Annotated in this window: 14 protein-coding genes; 7 read left to right on the top strand and 7 right to left on the bottom strand. The window is 45.6% G+C overall.

What is annotated here, in order from left to right:
• Positions 1–31 precede the first annotated feature (31 nt).
• A complete protein-coding gene (metC, locus tag KHN78_RS07320) occupies positions 32–1,222 on the bottom strand; it encodes a cystathionine beta-lyase (RefSeq protein ID WP_072610206.1) in 1,191 nt (396 codons plus the stop codon).
• An 11-nt stretch (positions 1,223–1,233) separates the two neighbouring features.
• Complete coding sequence (locus tag KHN78_RS07315) at positions 1,234–2,469, bottom strand: dicarboxylate/amino acid:cation symporter (RefSeq protein WP_211915633.1); 1,236 nt, start codon at positions 2,467–2,469, stop codon at positions 1,234–1,236.
• Positions 2,470–2,671: 202 nt separating this feature from the next.
• Between KHN78_RS07315 and KHN78_RS07310 the strand changes: the two genes are divergently transcribed.
• Complete coding sequence (locus KHN78_RS07310; protein WP_080535477.1) at positions 2,672–3,301, top strand: transcriptional regulator; 630 nt, start codon at positions 2,672–2,674, stop codon at positions 3,299–3,301.
• 124 nt (positions 3,302–3,425) lie between these two features.
• Here the strand turns inward: KHN78_RS07310 and gorA are convergent, their stop codons facing one another.
• Entirely contained in the window at positions 3,426–4,781 is a 1,356-nt protein-coding gene (gene gorA / locus KHN78_RS07305) for a glutathione-disulfide reductase (RefSeq protein ID WP_211915632.1), read from the bottom strand.
• A gap of 319 nt (positions 4,782–5,100) precedes the next feature.
• Positions 5,101–5,940: a 23S rRNA (adenine(2030)-N(6))-methyltransferase RlmJ gene (locus KHN78_RS07300; protein WP_211915631.1), complete on the bottom strand. Its 840-nt coding sequence runs from the start codon at positions 5,938–5,940 to the stop codon at positions 5,101–5,103.
• Between the two features lie 404 nt (positions 5,941–6,344).
• Between KHN78_RS07300 and prlC the strand changes: the two genes are divergently transcribed.
• Positions 6,345–8,387: an oligopeptidase A gene (prlC, locus tag KHN78_RS07295; RefSeq protein WP_128812102.1), complete on the top strand. Its 2,043-nt coding sequence runs from the start codon at positions 6,345–6,347 to the stop codon at positions 8,385–8,387.
• A 103-nt stretch (positions 8,388–8,490) separates the two neighbouring features.
• Here the strand turns inward: prlC and asnC are convergent, their stop codons facing one another.
• Entirely contained in the window at positions 8,491–8,955 is a 465-nt protein-coding gene (gene asnC / locus KHN78_RS07290) for a transcriptional regulator AsnC (protein WP_128812348.1), read from the bottom strand.
• Between the two features lie 182 nt (positions 8,956–9,137).
• On the opposite strand from asnC, the gene KHN78_RS07285 reads away from it, so the two are divergent.
• Together KHN78_RS07285 and KHN78_RS07280 are read left to right on the top strand one after the other, a co-directional pair.
• Positions 9,138–9,917, top strand: a complete 780-nt coding sequence (locus KHN78_RS07285; protein WP_128812100.1) for a class I SAM-dependent methyltransferase — start codon at positions 9,138–9,140, stop codon at positions 9,915–9,917.
• A gap of 241 nt (positions 9,918–10,158) precedes the next feature.
• On the top strand, positions 10,159–10,758 hold the full coding sequence (locus KHN78_RS07280) for a hypothetical protein (protein ID WP_211915630.1): 600 nt from the start codon (positions 10,159–10,161) through the stop codon (positions 10,756–10,758).
• Between the two features lie 96 nt (positions 10,759–10,854).
• On the opposite strand, the gene KHN78_RS07275 is transcribed toward KHN78_RS07280, so the two are convergent.
• On the bottom strand, positions 10,855–11,733 hold the full coding sequence (locus KHN78_RS07275) for a carboxylate/amino acid/amine transporter (RefSeq protein WP_128812096.1): 879 nt from the start codon (positions 11,731–11,733) through the stop codon (positions 10,855–10,857).
• A gap of 70 nt (positions 11,734–11,803) precedes the next feature.
• Positions 11,804–12,229 carry a universal stress protein UspA gene (gene uspA / locus KHN78_RS07270; RefSeq protein WP_211915629.1) on the bottom strand — a complete coding sequence of 142 codons (426 nt, stop codon included), beginning with the start codon at positions 12,227–12,229 and terminating at the stop codon, positions 11,804–11,806.
• A gap of 209 nt (positions 12,230–12,438) precedes the next feature.
• Between uspA and ftnA the strand changes: the two genes are divergently transcribed.
• The 3 genes from ftnA to KHN78_RS07255 all read left to right on the top strand — a co-directional run bounded on the left by ftnA (position 12,439) and on the right by KHN78_RS07255 (position 14,738).
• Complete coding sequence (gene ftnA / locus KHN78_RS07265) at positions 12,439–12,966, top strand: non-heme ferritin (protein WP_128812094.1); 528 nt, start codon at positions 12,439–12,441, stop codon at positions 12,964–12,966.
• A gap of 88 nt (positions 12,967–13,054) precedes the next feature.
• Positions 13,055–13,378: a universal stress protein UspB gene (gene uspB, locus KHN78_RS07260; protein ID WP_128812092.1), complete on the top strand. Its 324-nt coding sequence runs from the start codon at positions 13,055–13,057 to the stop codon at positions 13,376–13,378.
• A 166-nt stretch (positions 13,379–13,544) separates the two neighbouring features.
• Positions 13,545–14,738: an NAD(P)/FAD-dependent oxidoreductase gene (locus KHN78_RS07255; protein ID WP_211915628.1), complete on the top strand. Its 1,194-nt coding sequence runs from the start codon at positions 13,545–13,547 to the stop codon at positions 14,736–14,738.
• The last annotated feature ends 15 nt before the right edge of the window (positions 14,739–14,753 follow it).

Here is a 14,753-nt window from a genome sequence, read left to right as displayed (position 1 = left end):
AGCACCACATCCAACTGTGGTGCTGTCGATATTATTTGTAAATACGGTCGAAGCCTTTCTCTAGGTCTTCAATAAGGTCAGCAACGTTTTCTAGGCCGATATGAACGCGGATAAGTGTGCCTTCAAAGTCTACAGGGTTTGCAGGGCGAATCGCGTTTAGCTCTTCAGGTTGGTTTGCAAGAATCAATGATTCGTAACCACCCCATGAGTAAGCCATAGAGAAGTGCTCAAAGTTATCTAGGTAAAGTTCTAGCTCTTCTTGAGACAGTTTTTTATTCAGTACAAAGCTGAATAGACCGTTACAGCCTTTGAAGTCACGAACATAGAACTCATGACCTTTACAGCTTGGTAGTGCAGGGTGGTTTACCACCTCAACCTCTGGACGAGCTTCCAACCATTTCGCCACTTCGATACTTGCTTGTTCATGTTGTGCAAGACGAATACCCATCGTGCGTAGGCCGCGTGCTGCTACATAAGCGGTGTCAGCATCTACCATTTGACCCATCAAGTAAGAACGCTCACGTAGGCGATCCCAACAACGCTCGTTACTTACCGCTGTGCCAAGCATCGCGTCTGAGTGGCCAATGATGTACTTCGTACCCGCTTGAATAGAGATATCGATGCCGAACTCAAGTGCAGGGAATAGAATGCCCGCAGCCCAAGTGTTATCGATCATAATAATGATCTCTTCATTGATGGCACGAATCGCTTTCACAATCCCAGGAATGTCTTGTACTTCCATCGTGATTGAGCTTGGTGATTCAAGAAAAACCACTTTTGTATTGTCTTGCACGAGCTCTGCGATTTTTTCACCAACACTTGGGTCGTAGTAAGTGGTCGAAACACCCATGTCTTTCAGTACGATGTTACAGAAGTCTTGTGTCGGCTCGTATGCTGCGCCTGTCATTAGAACGTGATCGCCAGATTCAACGAACGCTAGAATCGAGTTAGAAACTGCTGCTGCACCACATGGGTATAGGTAACAACCTGCACCACCTTCTAGTTCACACATCGCATCTTGCAGAGCGAAGTGAGTTAAAGTGCCGCGACGACCGTAGAACAGTTCACCTTTTGCGCGGTTTGCCGTTGCGTGTTTTTTCTGTTGAACGCTGTCAAATACGAGAGAAGACGCACGTTGAATTACTGGGTTTACAGAGCCTTGTAAGAAACGAGGTTTACGGCCAGCAGTTACCAATTTGGTTTCGATATGTTTACTTGTCATTTGTCTGTGTCCTATGCCAGTTGTTCAACAGGTTGAATTTGTTCTTGTTGTTGTGTTTCTTTGCCCATAAAGCGCTCAACGATTTGTGTCGCGTTTAAGTCGTGTACTACGTTTAGTACGGTTGCTGGTGCGTCACATACCGTGCCGATTACAACCAGAACTGGAATTGCTTCAAGTGGAAGACCGAGAGTGGTTACGATGAAGATTTCACCCAAGAATGCACCACCAGGTACGCCACCAATGATGATTGCAGATAGCACTGCGATAACCATCGTCATAGCGAATACATCAAATGTGAACGGTAGGCCTAATACTGCGTAGATGAAGACAACTTTAATCGCTGCAGTGATCGCTACGCCGGATTTGTTTAGGTTTACAAACAGAGGGATACAAATATCGTAAATGTCTTTACGAATGCCCATGTTATCTGCTGTTTTGATCGTGACTGGTAGTGTACCCAGAGATGAGCAAGTACCTAGAGCAGTGATTGAAGGTGCCGCAGCGTATTTCCAGAATTGTTTTACACCATTCACGCCACCACCGATGTACGAGTAAACACACGCACCAACGATGTAGTAAGCCACCATGTAGCCACAAAGTAGGCCAATAACGGTTGCTAGAGGTGCAAGGATCGAGCTGTCTTGTGAAGCCATTGTTGCGGCGAAGAACGCGCCTAGACCAACAGGAGCAAGCTTCATGATTAGGCCAACAATGTTCATTACGATTGCGTTAGCTGCATCGATAAGCTCAGCGATTTTCTTGCCTTTCTCACCAGCTTGGCTTGTCGCGATACCTGCAAGAACAGACATGATGATCAATGCAAGGATGTTTGATTTAGATAGCAGACCCACAAAATCATTCGTCGTGAACATGCTTACGAAATCCATACCGCCGCTGCCACCAGTGAACTCTTGGCTTAGGTCGATGGTTACACCTTGAGAGATGTCAAACATCTGTGCGATGCCCACGATACCAAGTGCAGGGAAGAATGCCATTGCAATTGAGATAACCAATACTAGGCCAAGGATTTTGCCCAGCTTTTTCAGGTCAGTCATGCTGGCAATCGAAGACATAACACTGAGTGAAACCAAAGGAACGATCACCATGAAAAGAAGGTTTAGAAAGATTTGACCGATTGGTTTTACTTTTAGTGCAAGTTCAGGTGCCGCAATGCCAAAGATGGCGCCAATTATGAGCGCGAGTAGCAAGACGATTGATGAGCGGTATGGCTCTAGCTTTTTCCACATAATGTTTCACTCGTATAATTAAGTATTAACGGATAAAAATTTATCCATTTGCTTTTCTGTGGAACATTATCGCTAAAAAATTATACGTTGAACGTGATTTTGATCTCCAAAATGAATAAATAATAAAATTTATTATAATTAGTGCGTTTGGTGAGGTTGTTTGTGATAAATTATTATCAAAATATAAAGGAGGGAATGTGGCATGGATTACCTGTCGCTGTATGAACCGATAGTCGATATGTTGGCGGATTTTTTAGGTGAAGATGTTGAAGTCGTATTGCATGATCTATCCGATTTAGAGCAGTCAATTTATAAGATTCGTAATGGCCATATTAGTGGAAGAAAAGTTGGCGATCCGATCACTAACTTGGTAGCAAAGTCTCTGGCGACAGATAAGTCGGTGGATTATGAATGTAACTACGTTGGTTTATCGAAAGACAACAAAAAGCTGAAGTGTGCGACGTTCTATATTAGAAATGCAGAAAAGCAAATTGTTGGCGCCATGTGTATTAATATGATGGTGGAGCAGTTTGTTAATGCGAAGCGCTTCATTGATTCTCTGCTGTCCGGTTACCCTACATTTTCTGAAGAGAATCAGATTGATGAGCACTTGGGGGTCAGTATCCCTGAAATGGTCGATATTCGAATCGATAAGGTGCTAGAGGCTTACCCTGTGCCAATTGAAGACTTATCGAAAGAAGACAAAATCACCATCGTAACTGAGTTGAATAATGAGGGTATCTTTTTATTAAAAGGTACAGTCGGTAAGGTTGCGCATAGCCTGAATATCTCAGAACCGACGGTTTATAAGTACTTGCAGCAACTTAAGTGATAGGAGGAGCTAAAATGCTCAAGCCATGTCGCTTTGTGGATGTAAAAAGGGCCATTAATGATGGCCCTTTCTCTTAGTGTTCAGTCGTTAATTCATATGCTAACGATAAACGCAATTGACGCTATCAGCGCATCGTCACGAACTCTTCAGAGCCTGTTGGGTGGATAGCTACAACAGAGTCGAAGTCTGCTTTGGTTGCGCCCATCTTCATTGCTACGCCGAAGCCTTGAATCATTTCATCAACCGTGAAGCCGATGCCGTGTAGACCAACAACCGTTTCTTCTTCGCCAGCACATACTAGCTTCATCTTACATGGTTGACGGTGCTTAGTAACCGCTGTGTACATCGCAGTGAAGCTAGACGTGTAGACTTTGATGTTGTCTTTGCCGTATTTCTCTTCCGCTTCTTGAGTCGTTAGACCGATAGTGCCGATTGGTGGGTGGCTAAATACCACGGTTGGTACCAATTCGTAGTCCATCTTCGCGTTAGTTTTGCCATTGAATAGACGCTCAGAAAGTTGACGACCCGCTTTCACCGCTACTGGTGTTAGCTCGATACCGCCTTCCATGATGTCACCCACACAGTAGATGCCTTTCACGTTCGTTTCTTGGTACTCGTCTACCTTGATGTAGCCACGATCGTTCGTTGCAACGCCAGTTGATGCTAGGTTGATAGCGTCAGTGGCTGGGTGACGACCGATTGCCCAGATTAGGGTATCGACATTTTGGCTCTCACCGTTTTCTAGGTGTAGAGTTAGGCTGCCATCTGCTTCTTTTACCACTTCTTTTGGAACAGAGTGTGTATGCAGAGTTGGACCTTCTGCATTCATCACTTCTACTAGCGTTTCGATGATCATTGGGTCGAAGCTACGTAGCGGTGATTCTTTACGGCAGAATAGATGCGTTTCAGTGCCTAGTGCATGCAGAACGCCGGCGATTTCTACCGCGATGTAACCTGCACCGATCACTGCAACGCGTTTTGGCTGCTCAGCAAGCTCGAAGAAGCCGTTTGAATCGATGCCGTATTCTGCGCCTGGGATGTTTGGAATCGTTGGACGACCACCCACTGCGATCAGGATGTGATCCGCTGTGTAGTGTTCACCGTTTACTTCAACTGTTTTCTCGTCAACGAACTTAGCAAAGCCTTTAATCACGTTTACTTTGTTGTTACCAAGAACGCGGTCGTAAGATTGGTGGATACGACCAATGTAAGCCTGACGACTCTCAACCAGTTTGCTCCAGTCGAAACCTTTTACATCTACATCGAAGCCGTAGTCTTCTGCGTACAGGTTCATTGCTTCTGCAACTTGCGCACCGTGCCACATCACTTTCTTCGGCACACAACCAACGTTTACACAGGTACCGCCAAGGTCTTGAGCTTCGATAAGCGCTACTTTAGCACCGTACATTGCTGCACGGTTTGCTGATGCAATGCCGCCGCTGCCGCCACCGATACAGATATAATCAAAATGAGTCGCCATTACTTTCTCCAAGAGCTTATTAATTTTTGTCTGACAACAATTACATTGGGGTGGTGGGTGATGAACTCAACATCCCTAAATAAATTGTTAATTGCCTAAGCCTGTTGAAGTGACTTAAGCATGATCCGTTGTCCCTATCATAAATCGAGTCTAGCAATTTCCTAAATGGGAAAAAGTGACATTGCTTATGACAAATAGCGATGAAAGGATACTAAAGAGGAATAAGGCGAGTATTTGGGAATGCAAAATGAACGAAAAATCAAAAAAAACGCAACGATGAAATCGTTGCGTTTAAAAGTTTAAAAAGCAAAAGAGGTATTTACTCTGGAACGATCCAGTCAACTTTCCAGTGCCCCGTTGCTGGTGCGATCGCTTCTTGTAGGAATGGCAGAATTTCTTTCATCTGACTTTCCAGTTTCCACGGTGGGTTAATCACGATCATGCCCGATGCCGTCATGCCGCGCTCGTTGGTGTCTGGAGAGACGCCCAATTCGATTTGCAGGATTTTGCGAATGCCCAGTCCTTCTAAACCTTCAATCATGTCTTCGATATCACAGCGGTTTACCACTGGGTACCAAATCGCGTAGATGCCTGTTGCCCAACGTTTGTGGCTTTGGAAAATCGCTTGTACGACGTCGCGATATTCTTTTGCTAGTTCGTATGGTGGATCAATCAGCACCAAACCACGACGCTCTTGTGGTGGCAGGCTGCCTTTCAGACGCTTGAAGCCATCTTCTTTGTAAATGCTCACTTGACGATCGCGATGGAATTCTTGTTCCAGCAGTGGGTGATCGGCTGGGTGCAACTCAGTCAGAACCATACGGTCTTGTGGACGGATTTGCGCGCGTGCAACACGCGGTGAACCTGGGTAGTAACGCAGTTTATCACCGCTGTTCAACGTTTTGATTGAATCGATGTAGCTTGCGATGTCTTCAGGAATATTTGGGTTATCCCAAATGCGCGCAATGCCTTGTTTGTATTCGCCTGTTTTCTCAGACCATTCGTGAGTCAGATCGTAGCGGCCTACACCTGAGTGGGTGTCATGATAAACAAATGGCTTATCTTTTTGTTTCAGCGCATCAAGAATGAGGCTTTGAACGATGTGTTTTACCACGTCAGCATGGTTGCCAGCGTGGAAGCTGTGGCGGTAACTTAACAAATTAAACTCTCGAAACACTCTTTGAATGAGTGTGGTCTGTGATTTTCGATTTATGGAGGTATTATACTCAAGTAACTCGAATATGTAGAACTTCCGTTCAATTCAACGTAAATGAAACACCGTTGGTGCGGAAGCAGCATTGAAATTTCATTGCGCTACCCATATTTAGTTATTTGTAACAATACTAAAACGCGTCGTGTTTGAGTGACATACGCTTTTATATCATGACGAAATCTATAAGACTCAAGGACAGAGCAAGCGCTCTTTGACCATTTGGTCATCGCGGCATAGAAAAAGGGAACGGAGATCCCCCATCCATGTTGTTGACTTGCCTGTGCATTGAGTTGGCCTATCTCTATATATAGATAGGCAATTACAGAGCCAAAACACAAAAGGAATTATTCATGTCTAATCCACTTCTTACGTTTACGGATCTTCCTCCGTTTTCGCAAATCAAACCAGAACACATTAAACCTGCAGTGGAGCAGGCGATTACAGATTGTCGTGCCAAAGTTGATGAGGTACTGAAAGACAATGCAAACCCAAGCTGGGCCAGTGTGATCGCGCCGATTGAAGAAATTGACGATCGCTTGAGTCGCATTTGGTCACCTGTGGGTCACATGAACTCAGTCGTGAACAGCGAAGCGCTACGTGAAGCTTACGAAAGCTGTCTACCAATTTTGTCTGAGTACGGCACTTGGGTTGGTCAGCACAAAGGTTTGTACGAAGCGTACAAAGCAATCAAAGCAAGCGACGAATTTTCGACGTTGACACGTGCGCAGCAAAAGACCATCACTGATTCACTGCGTGACTTCGAACTTTCGGGTATTGGTCTACCAGCGGACGAGCAACACCGCTACGGCGAAATCAGCAAACGCATGTCTGAGCTGAGCTCGAAATTCTCCAACAATGTGCTGGATGCGACTATGGGTTGGACCAAGCATATTGTTGATGAAAAAGACCTAGCAGGTATGCCAGAGTCTGCACTTGCAGCGGCAAAAGCAGCAGCAGAAGCGAAAGAGCTTGATGGCTACCTAATTACGCTGGATATCCCATCTTACCTGCCTGTTATGACGTACTGTGATAACCAAGACCTACGTAAAGAAGTGTACGAAGCGTACGTAACGCGCGCTTCTGATCGTGGTCCAAACGCAGGAAAGTGGGACAACTCAGAAATCATCACTGAGCAGCTAAAACTGCGTCATGAAATCTCTCGCATGTTGGGTTTCAACACTTACAGCGAGAAATCTCTGGCAACCAAAATGGCAGAGAACCCAGCGCAAGTGCTTGGCTTCTTGAACGATTTGGCAACCAAAGCGAAACCACAAGGTGAGCGCGAAATCGAAGAGCTACGTCAGTTTGCTAATGCGGAATTTGGTGTCAGCGAGCTAAACGTGTGGGACATTGCGTACTACAGCGAGAAGCAAAAGCAGCACTTGTTCCAAATCTCGGATGAAGAACTGCGTCCTTACTTCCCTGAATCAAAAGCAGTAAGTGGTCTGTTTGAAGTGCTAAACCGCGTGTTTGGTATGACAGTGACTGAGCGCGAAGGTGTGGACACTTGGCACGAGTCAGTGCGCTTTTTCGATATCTTTGATAGTGAAAGCACATTACGAGGCAGTTTCTACCTAGACCTTTACGCACGTGAGCACAAGCGTGGCGGTGCGTGGATGGATGATTGCCGTGGTCGTCGTGTCACGCAATCTGGCGAGCTACAAACGCCGGTTGCTTACCTAACGTGTAACTTCAACCGTCCTGTTGGCGACAAGCCTGCACTGTTTACGCACGATGAAGTGGTGACACTATTCCACGAGTTTGGTCATGGTATCCACCACATGCTGACGCAAGTAGAAACAGGCGCGGTATCGGGCATCAACGGTGTGCCTTGGGATGCGGTTGAGCTACCAAGTCAGTTCCTAGAAAACTGGTGTTGGGAAGAAGACGCGCTGGCGTTTATTTCTGGTCACTATGAGACTGGCGAACCATTACCAAAAGCGATGCTAGATAAAATGCTAGCAGCGAAGAACTTCCAGTCGGCGATGGGTATCCTGCGTCAGCTAGAGTTCGGCTTGTTCGACTTCACTCTGCACACAGAATACGATCCAGAAGTGGGTGCTCGTGTGCTTGAAACCTTGGCAGAAGTGAAAGAGAAAGTGGCGGTTGTACCAGCGGTTGAGTGGGCGCGTTTCTCACACAGCTTTGGTCACATCTTCGCTGGTGGTTACAGCGCAGGTTACTACAGCTACCTATGGGCAGAAGTGTTGTCTTCAGACGCGTTCTCTCGCTTTGAAGAAGAAGGCATCTTCAACAAAGAAACCGGTCTAAGTTTCTTGAACAACATTCTAGAAATGGGTGGCAGTGAAGAACCAATGGAGCTATTTAAGCGCTTCCGTGGTCGTGAGCCAGAAATCGATGCGCTACTGCGCCATTCTGGTATCGCAGCGTAATCTCGATTGAGAATGAAAATGGGCAGCCAAGTGGCTGCCCATTTTTTGTTCGTAGGTTTAATTTTTATTCTTAGATTCGGTGTTTATTCTTTGACTCAGAGCATTATGGATTTACATTGCGATTGATTGGGTTTTGCAACGAAATCAGGGTCTCAGTGGATTGCACTTCGTCGATCGCTTGAAGCTTATCGATCAATACAAATTGCAGCTCTTCAATCGATTTGCACATCAGCTTAACGAAAATATTGTATGCGCCAGTGGTGTAGTAGGCTTCGACTACTTCATCGAGCGCATTGAGCTTTTCGAGTGCTGAATGATAATCACGCGCCGCATTGAGATTAATGCCGATAAAACAGCACACGTCGTAACCAAGCTTCTTGGTGTTTACAATGACCTCGGTCCCTTCGATGATATCCGCCGCTTTCATTTTCTCGATGCGAACGTGGATGGTTGCCGGACTAACATCAAATTGTTTTGCCATTTCCGCATATGGCGTTCGAGCGTCGGCCATTAAAGTCTTAAGAATTGCGCGGTCGAGATCGTCCAGTTTAGGCAAGCTGACATTCATACAAATCGTTCCATAAGGATGAGAGACAAAGGTCATTCTATACGCATCGACGGAACTTCGTACAGTCACGCTTGTTTGTTAAGAGCATGGCCGGGTGAAATCAATTTGGTGGAACCTAGCATCTATAGGTTATTTGGGTATACACTCAGCGGCAGTTAAACCGATTTTACTGGAGCCTCCTTTTGCAACTGCAATTGATTTGTGAAGACCCATCTCAACAGTCTCACCTTGATGAACTCGCTGCGCGTTGGCAGCTTTCTCACACTGATGATAGTGATTTTGCCTTAGTCTTAACGACTGAGCGTTTAGAACTGCGTAAAGTGGACGAGCCAAAGCTAGGTGCGATCTTTGTTGATTTGATTGGTGGCGCAGTGGGGCATCGACGTAAGTTCGGTGGTGGTAAAGGTCAGGCTATCGCCAAAGCCGCAGGCTTGAACAAAGGCGCGACGCCAACCGTACTTGATGGCACTGCAGGCTTAGGGCGCGATGCGTTCGTATTGGCATCGTTAGGTTGTAAAGTGCAGATGGTTGAGCGTCATCCTGTAGTGGCGGCATTGTTGGATGACGGCTTGGCTCGCGCAAAGCACGACCCTGAAATCGGAACTTGGGTATCAGAGCGCATGTCGCTTATTCATGCTTCTAGTCACGATGCGTTAGAACAATTGGCGCAAGATAAAGACTTCGTGCAGCCAGATGTCGTTTACCTTGATCCTATGTACCCACATCCTGAAAACAAAAAGAAATCGGCATTAGTGAAAAAAGAGATGCGCGTCTTCCAATCTTTGGTCGGTGCAGATCTTGACGCGGATGGCTTGTTGGCACCCGCAATGGCGTTGGCCACTAAGCGTGTGGTGGTGAAGCGCCCTGATTACGCGAATTGGTTAGATGAACAACAGCCAAGTATGGCAATCGAAACGAAAAAGAACCGTTTCGATGTGTATGTAAAAGCGTCAATGGCGTAAACATAGCGTAAGATTTTTTAACGGTCTGACTCTGTGGTACTTCTTCTCACAGCGCTCAATTGGGCGCTGTGATCGTTTCTACTTTTCGTCATGTCTACTGACACTTTTCGCTTGCTTATTCAGCACTCTGATTGTATATCTAATTAAGAATTATTATTATTTCACTTGGCATGATGCAGTCGCAGATTGTAAGGCAGTAAGAGAGTAAAACAGTCAATAGCGGAATCGCTGGAGTAGTAGCATGGCTAAACGTTTATGTAAGATGAATCGCAAACAGATCGCCGATAACTTGGGTGATATTCATCGTTTGGTGGTTGCGCCTAAATTCGTTTGTCGTTCTTGTGCGCGATCTTCTGCTTCGAAAGATACCTTGTGTAAACCGACTGCAATTCCACCTCAGAAATGCCAAGATAAGTTGCTGTCCGAGCAACAGGCTTGTGGTTTGTTGGCGGAAGCACTGCCAACTTCATCACTCACTCAAGACACATCAATCAACATGACTTCTGAGCAAAGCGCAGAGAAAGCGGCGATTGTGAAGCGTGTAGTGGAACGAGTAAAAGAGAAAAAACTGGCAGCGAAAGTAGCAGCCGTAACATCCGCTACCAAGTTAGAGATGCCGTCGATGTTTGACTTATCAGATAAGAAAGCGCTGAAGCAGGCGAAGAAAGCGGTTAAGAAACACTACAAGCAGCAGAAGAAGTTGCTTAAGTTAGCCAAAAAGCAGCAAAAATTACTGAAACGCCAACGCAAGCTTGAAGCGCGTAATGCCAAACTAGAGGTGCTGCTACCAACGCCACCAAACACCTTGATGAGCGATAAACTGCAAACCCCGATACATTAAACATCGTTTTCATAACTTATGACAAATATACCATTAGAGACAAAAAACGCGTCCATATGAGAGGACGCGTTTTTTATTGTCTGGTACCGAATATGGCTACTTGTTGGCGTAACTTATCTCTACACGTTTTTTCACCCAAGTCTCGTTAATCCACAATGACAGCATGATGATTGCGCCGCCAACAGTCAGGCGCATTACGTCGACGTCACGGTTCCAAATTACAATATTTACAATCAAGCCAGCAGGCACGAGTGCGTTGTTCATTACCGCGAGCGCGCCAGCATTGACCATAGTCGCACCTTTGTTCCACGCAAAATAACCAAAGCCCGATGCGATCAAGCCGAGGTAAGTCAGAATACCCCATTGTGTTGCCGTGGTTGGCATCTTGTCTAAGTTCCCCATAAGAGCAAAGGCGACGGTCGCGACACACAGTGCGCCTAAATAGAAGTAACCAAATACCGTGTGCTGCGGCAACTCAACCGATTCGGTTTCCATAATGTACTTATAGCCGACCTGACCGATGGCAAAGCACAAATTAGCACCCTGCACGACTAAGAATCCCATCAAGAAGTTTTCATTGATGCCAGCAAATTTAATCCACGCCGCGCCTAGTACCGCAATAGCCGCCGTGACCAAATACCAAGGCGAGAATCGACCTTTCAAGAAGTCATAAATCAAGGTGACGTAAATCGGGGTAAATACGGTGAACAGCAATACTTCTGGTACTGAAAGGAGCAGGAATGACTGGTAGTAAAAGCAATACATTAAGCCGAGCTGGAAACCGCCCACGATCATCAGTTTTACGATCAGAGACTTGCTAACGCCACGGAATTTTAAGAAAGGGATGAACACAACGCTCGCCAGCGCAATGCGCATGAAAACGGAGAACCAAGAATCAACCTGACCAGCAAGATAAACGCCGATCAGGCTAAATGAGAACGCCCAAAGTAGGGTGACTGCGGATAGATAAGCCATGGATGAGAATCTATATCAACAACAAAGATGACTGCAGTCTAACCAAGTTTGAGGGTCGCGCCAACGCAAATCAGTCTTTTAGCGGTACGACCAGCATATCGACGGGTGAGCAGTTAATAAGCTGACGCGTCGAAGACAATATCTTGCTCCAGAAATCTTGGTGGTGGCCGCAGACCACCATATCAAAGTTATATTCCTGAATGGTATCGCACAGTTCGTTACTCAAATCACCGCTACCCACTAGTGTATGGGTAATTGGGTACTCAGCGTACTCTTCAAAGTTTGCTAATTGGGTGCGTGACGCTTCCATTGCCTGGTGCTGGGCCTCAGCCATATTGATATCGATAAGACCAGTGTAGAGCTCGGCATAATTCACATCGATATGAATGAAAGAGACTTTGGCTTCTAGAGGCTTAGCCAATGACACCGCTTTTTTGATCAACACTTTACTGTCATCTGATAGGTCGACGGCCACAAGAATATGTTTGTAACTCATATTGCTATCTCCTTAAGAGGGTATAGATTCAGATTAGCACTAAGTCCCAGATATTTTTGCTGAAGTGATCTCATATCAATATTAATGGTACAAACTTTTGCCATAGTAATCATGTTATAGTGGCGTTATACCCAAGTGACTTTATTGTCGCCAATCCGCCAGTATTGAGGTTACTTGGGTATATTGCATGGACATAAATAGGAGTTAACATGCTGTCTCAAACTATGGTTGAACAATTGAATGAGCAAATTAATCTAGAATTTTTCTCATCCAATCTATACTTACAAATGAGTGCTTGGTGTGAAGACAAAGGTTTTGAAGGTGCGGCTGAATTTTTACGCGCTCACGCCGTAGAAGAAATGGAGCACATGCAACGTCTTTTCACTTATGTGAGCGAAACGGGCTCAATGCCAATTCTAGGTGCAATTGAAGCACCGAAGCATGATTTTGCGAGCCTAGGCGATGTTTTCCGTGAAACTTATGAACATGAGCAAATGATCACGGAAAAGATCAACAAATTGGCGCATGTTGCTTTTACAAGCCAAGACTACTCAACGTTTAACTTCCTACAGTGGTACGTGGCTGAACAGCACGAAGAAGAGAAGTTGTTTAAAGGGATTTTAGATAAGATCGAATTGGTAGGTGAAGATGGTAAAGCCTTGTTCTTCATCGACAAAGATCTAGCACAAATGGCAAAAGAAGGTTCATCTTCAATTATGGGTGCTCCAGCTGTATAACGCGCTTAGATCGCAATAGCAGCGGGTAAAGGGCGAAGCATTGTTTGCCTTTTTCTCTTGAGCATCAGTGAAGATGTAGGGAGGAAAGATGATCAGTGGAGACACAATCTTATTTGCGCTAATGGTAGTAACCGCCGTGAACATGGTCAGGTACTTTACCGCTCTTCGTTCTCTGATATATATCATGCGTGAAGCGCATCCTTTGCTTTACCAGCAAGTGGATGGCAATGGCTTTTTTACTACGCATGGTAATGTCACCAAACAAGTGAGGCTGTTTCACTACATTAAGAGTAAAGAGTATCACCATCATCACGATGGACTGTTTACCGATAAGTGTGAACGAGTACGTGAGTTATTTATTCTCTCTACGGCACTGCTTGGTGTTACTCTGCTCGCCGCTTTTATTCTTTAGTCGCGGTTTTTATTCTTTAGTAAGATACGGTGCTTGGAATTTAAGCGCTTTTCCTGCTCGATATTTGTCGGTAGAATAGCTGTATACAAAGCAAGGATGTGCATTACGCACATCCTTTTTTATTTTTTAGACGGTACCAACCTGAGTAAGTAATTGAGCGTTATCGATGAGTAAGAAATTTGATGTTGTTGTAATTGGCGCGGGTGCAGCGGGTTTGATGTGCGCGGCAGAGGCGGGTAAGCGCGGACGCCGTGTGCTTGTGCTAGATAATGCCAAAAAACCAGGGCGTAAAATCCTTATCTCAGGCGGTGGTCGTTGTAACTTTACTAACTACGATGTCTCTTCAAACAATTACTTATGCCAAAACCCACACTTCGTGAAATCAGCGCTGTCGCAGTACACCAACTGGGACTTTATCTCGATGGTCAGCAAGCACGGCATCGAGTTTGAAGAGCGCGATCACGGACAGTTATTCTGTGTTGATGCGTTTACCTCAAAAGACATCGTTAAGATGCTGTTAGCAGAATGCGACATGCCAAACATTCAGCAGCGTTACCAGTGTGATGTGCATTCGATTGAAAAAACTGACGATGGTTTTCGTCTGCATGCCGGAACGGAAAGCATTGAATGTGAATCCTTGGTGGTTGCAACGGGTGGTTTGTCGATGCCAAAACTGGGTGCGACGCCATTTGGCTACAAGATTGCTGAGCAGTTCGAGATCCCGGTGATCACCACCACGGCAGGTCTGGTGCCATTTACTTTGCACAAGGAAGACAAAGAAGATTTTGCTGAGCTTTCAGGTATTGCTATCCCAGCAGAAATCACAGCGCAAGATGGCACCATGTTCAAAGAAGCGCTGTTGTTTACTCACCGCGGCTTGTCTGGTCCATCGGTACTGCAAATCTCGTCATTCTGGAAAGCAGGTCAGAAGGTAACGATTAATCTCGTGCCAAATGATGATATCGCCGAATTGCTAGAGTGCAGTCGCGAGAAACACCCAAACCAATCTCTAAAGAACACGTTGGCAAAAGTGCTACCAAAGCGCTTAGTTGAAGTGCTGATTGAGCGTAAAGAGCTGGCAGACAAACCGCTTAAGCAGCTCAACCCGAAAGAGATGGCAACCATCGTTGAGCGTTTAGAGAACTGGACAGTAGCCCCAAATGGCACAGAAGGTTACCGCACAGCGGAAGTTACTTTAGGCGGAGTAGATACCGATCACCTGTCTTCAAAAACCATGGAATGTAAGAACATCAAAGGTTTGTACTTCATTGGTGAAGTGATGGACGTGACGGGCTGGTTGGGTGGTTATAACTTCCAATGGTGCTGGTCGAGTGGCTTTGTTGCGGGACAGTGGGCGTAATGCCTTAGCTAAACA

The organism is Vibrio sp. B1REV9, assembly GCF_905175395.2.
Classification (GTDB): Bacteria; Pseudomonadota; Gammaproteobacteria; order Enterobacterales; family Vibrionaceae; genus Vibrio; species Vibrio alfacsensis.
The sequence above is the reverse complement of the archived record's forward strand: the minus strand, read 5'-3'. Positions and strand labels throughout refer to the sequence as shown.

Bases quoted from the DNA above. Each gene is read 5' to 3' on its own strand.
- ftnA (WP_128812094.1), top strand. From the start codon at position 12,439: ATGCTGTCTCAAACTATGGTTGAACAATTGAATGAGCAAATTAATCTA.
- asnC (WP_128812348.1), bottom strand. From the start codon at position 8,955: ATGAATGTCAGCTTGCCTAAACTGGACGATCTCGACCGCGCAATTCTT.
- uspA (WP_211915629.1), bottom strand. From the start codon at position 12,229: ATGAGTTACAAACATATTCTTGTGGCCGTCGACCTATCAGATGACAGT.
- metC (WP_072610206.1), bottom strand. From the start codon at position 1,222: ATGACAAGTAAACATATCGAAACCAAATTGGTAACTGCTGGCCGTAAA.
- uspB (WP_128812092.1), top strand. From the start codon at position 13,055: ATGATCAGTGGAGACACAATCTTATTTGCGCTAATGGTAGTAACCGCC.
- gorA (WP_211915632.1), bottom strand. From the start codon at position 4,781: ATGGCGACTCATTTTGATTATATCTGTATCGGTGGCGGCAGCGGCGGC.
- KHN78_RS07280 (WP_211915630.1), top strand. From the start codon at position 10,159: ATGGCTAAACGTTTATGTAAGATGAATCGCAAACAGATCGCCGATAAC.
- KHN78_RS07275 (WP_128812096.1), bottom strand. From the start codon at position 11,733: ATGGCTTATCTATCCGCAGTCACCCTACTTTGGGCGTTCTCATTTAGC.
- KHN78_RS07310 (WP_080535477.1), top strand. From the start codon at position 2,672: ATGGATTACCTGTCGCTGTATGAACCGATAGTCGATATGTTGGCGGAT.
- prlC (WP_128812102.1), top strand. From the start codon at position 6,345: ATGTCTAATCCACTTCTTACGTTTACGGATCTTCCTCCGTTTTCGCAA.
- KHN78_RS07315 (WP_211915633.1), bottom strand. From the start codon at position 2,469: ATGTGGAAAAAGCTAGAGCCATACCGCTCATCAATCGTCTTGCTACTC.
- KHN78_RS07255 (WP_211915628.1), top strand. From the start codon at position 13,545: ATGAGTAAGAAATTTGATGTTGTTGTAATTGGCGCGGGTGCAGCGGGT.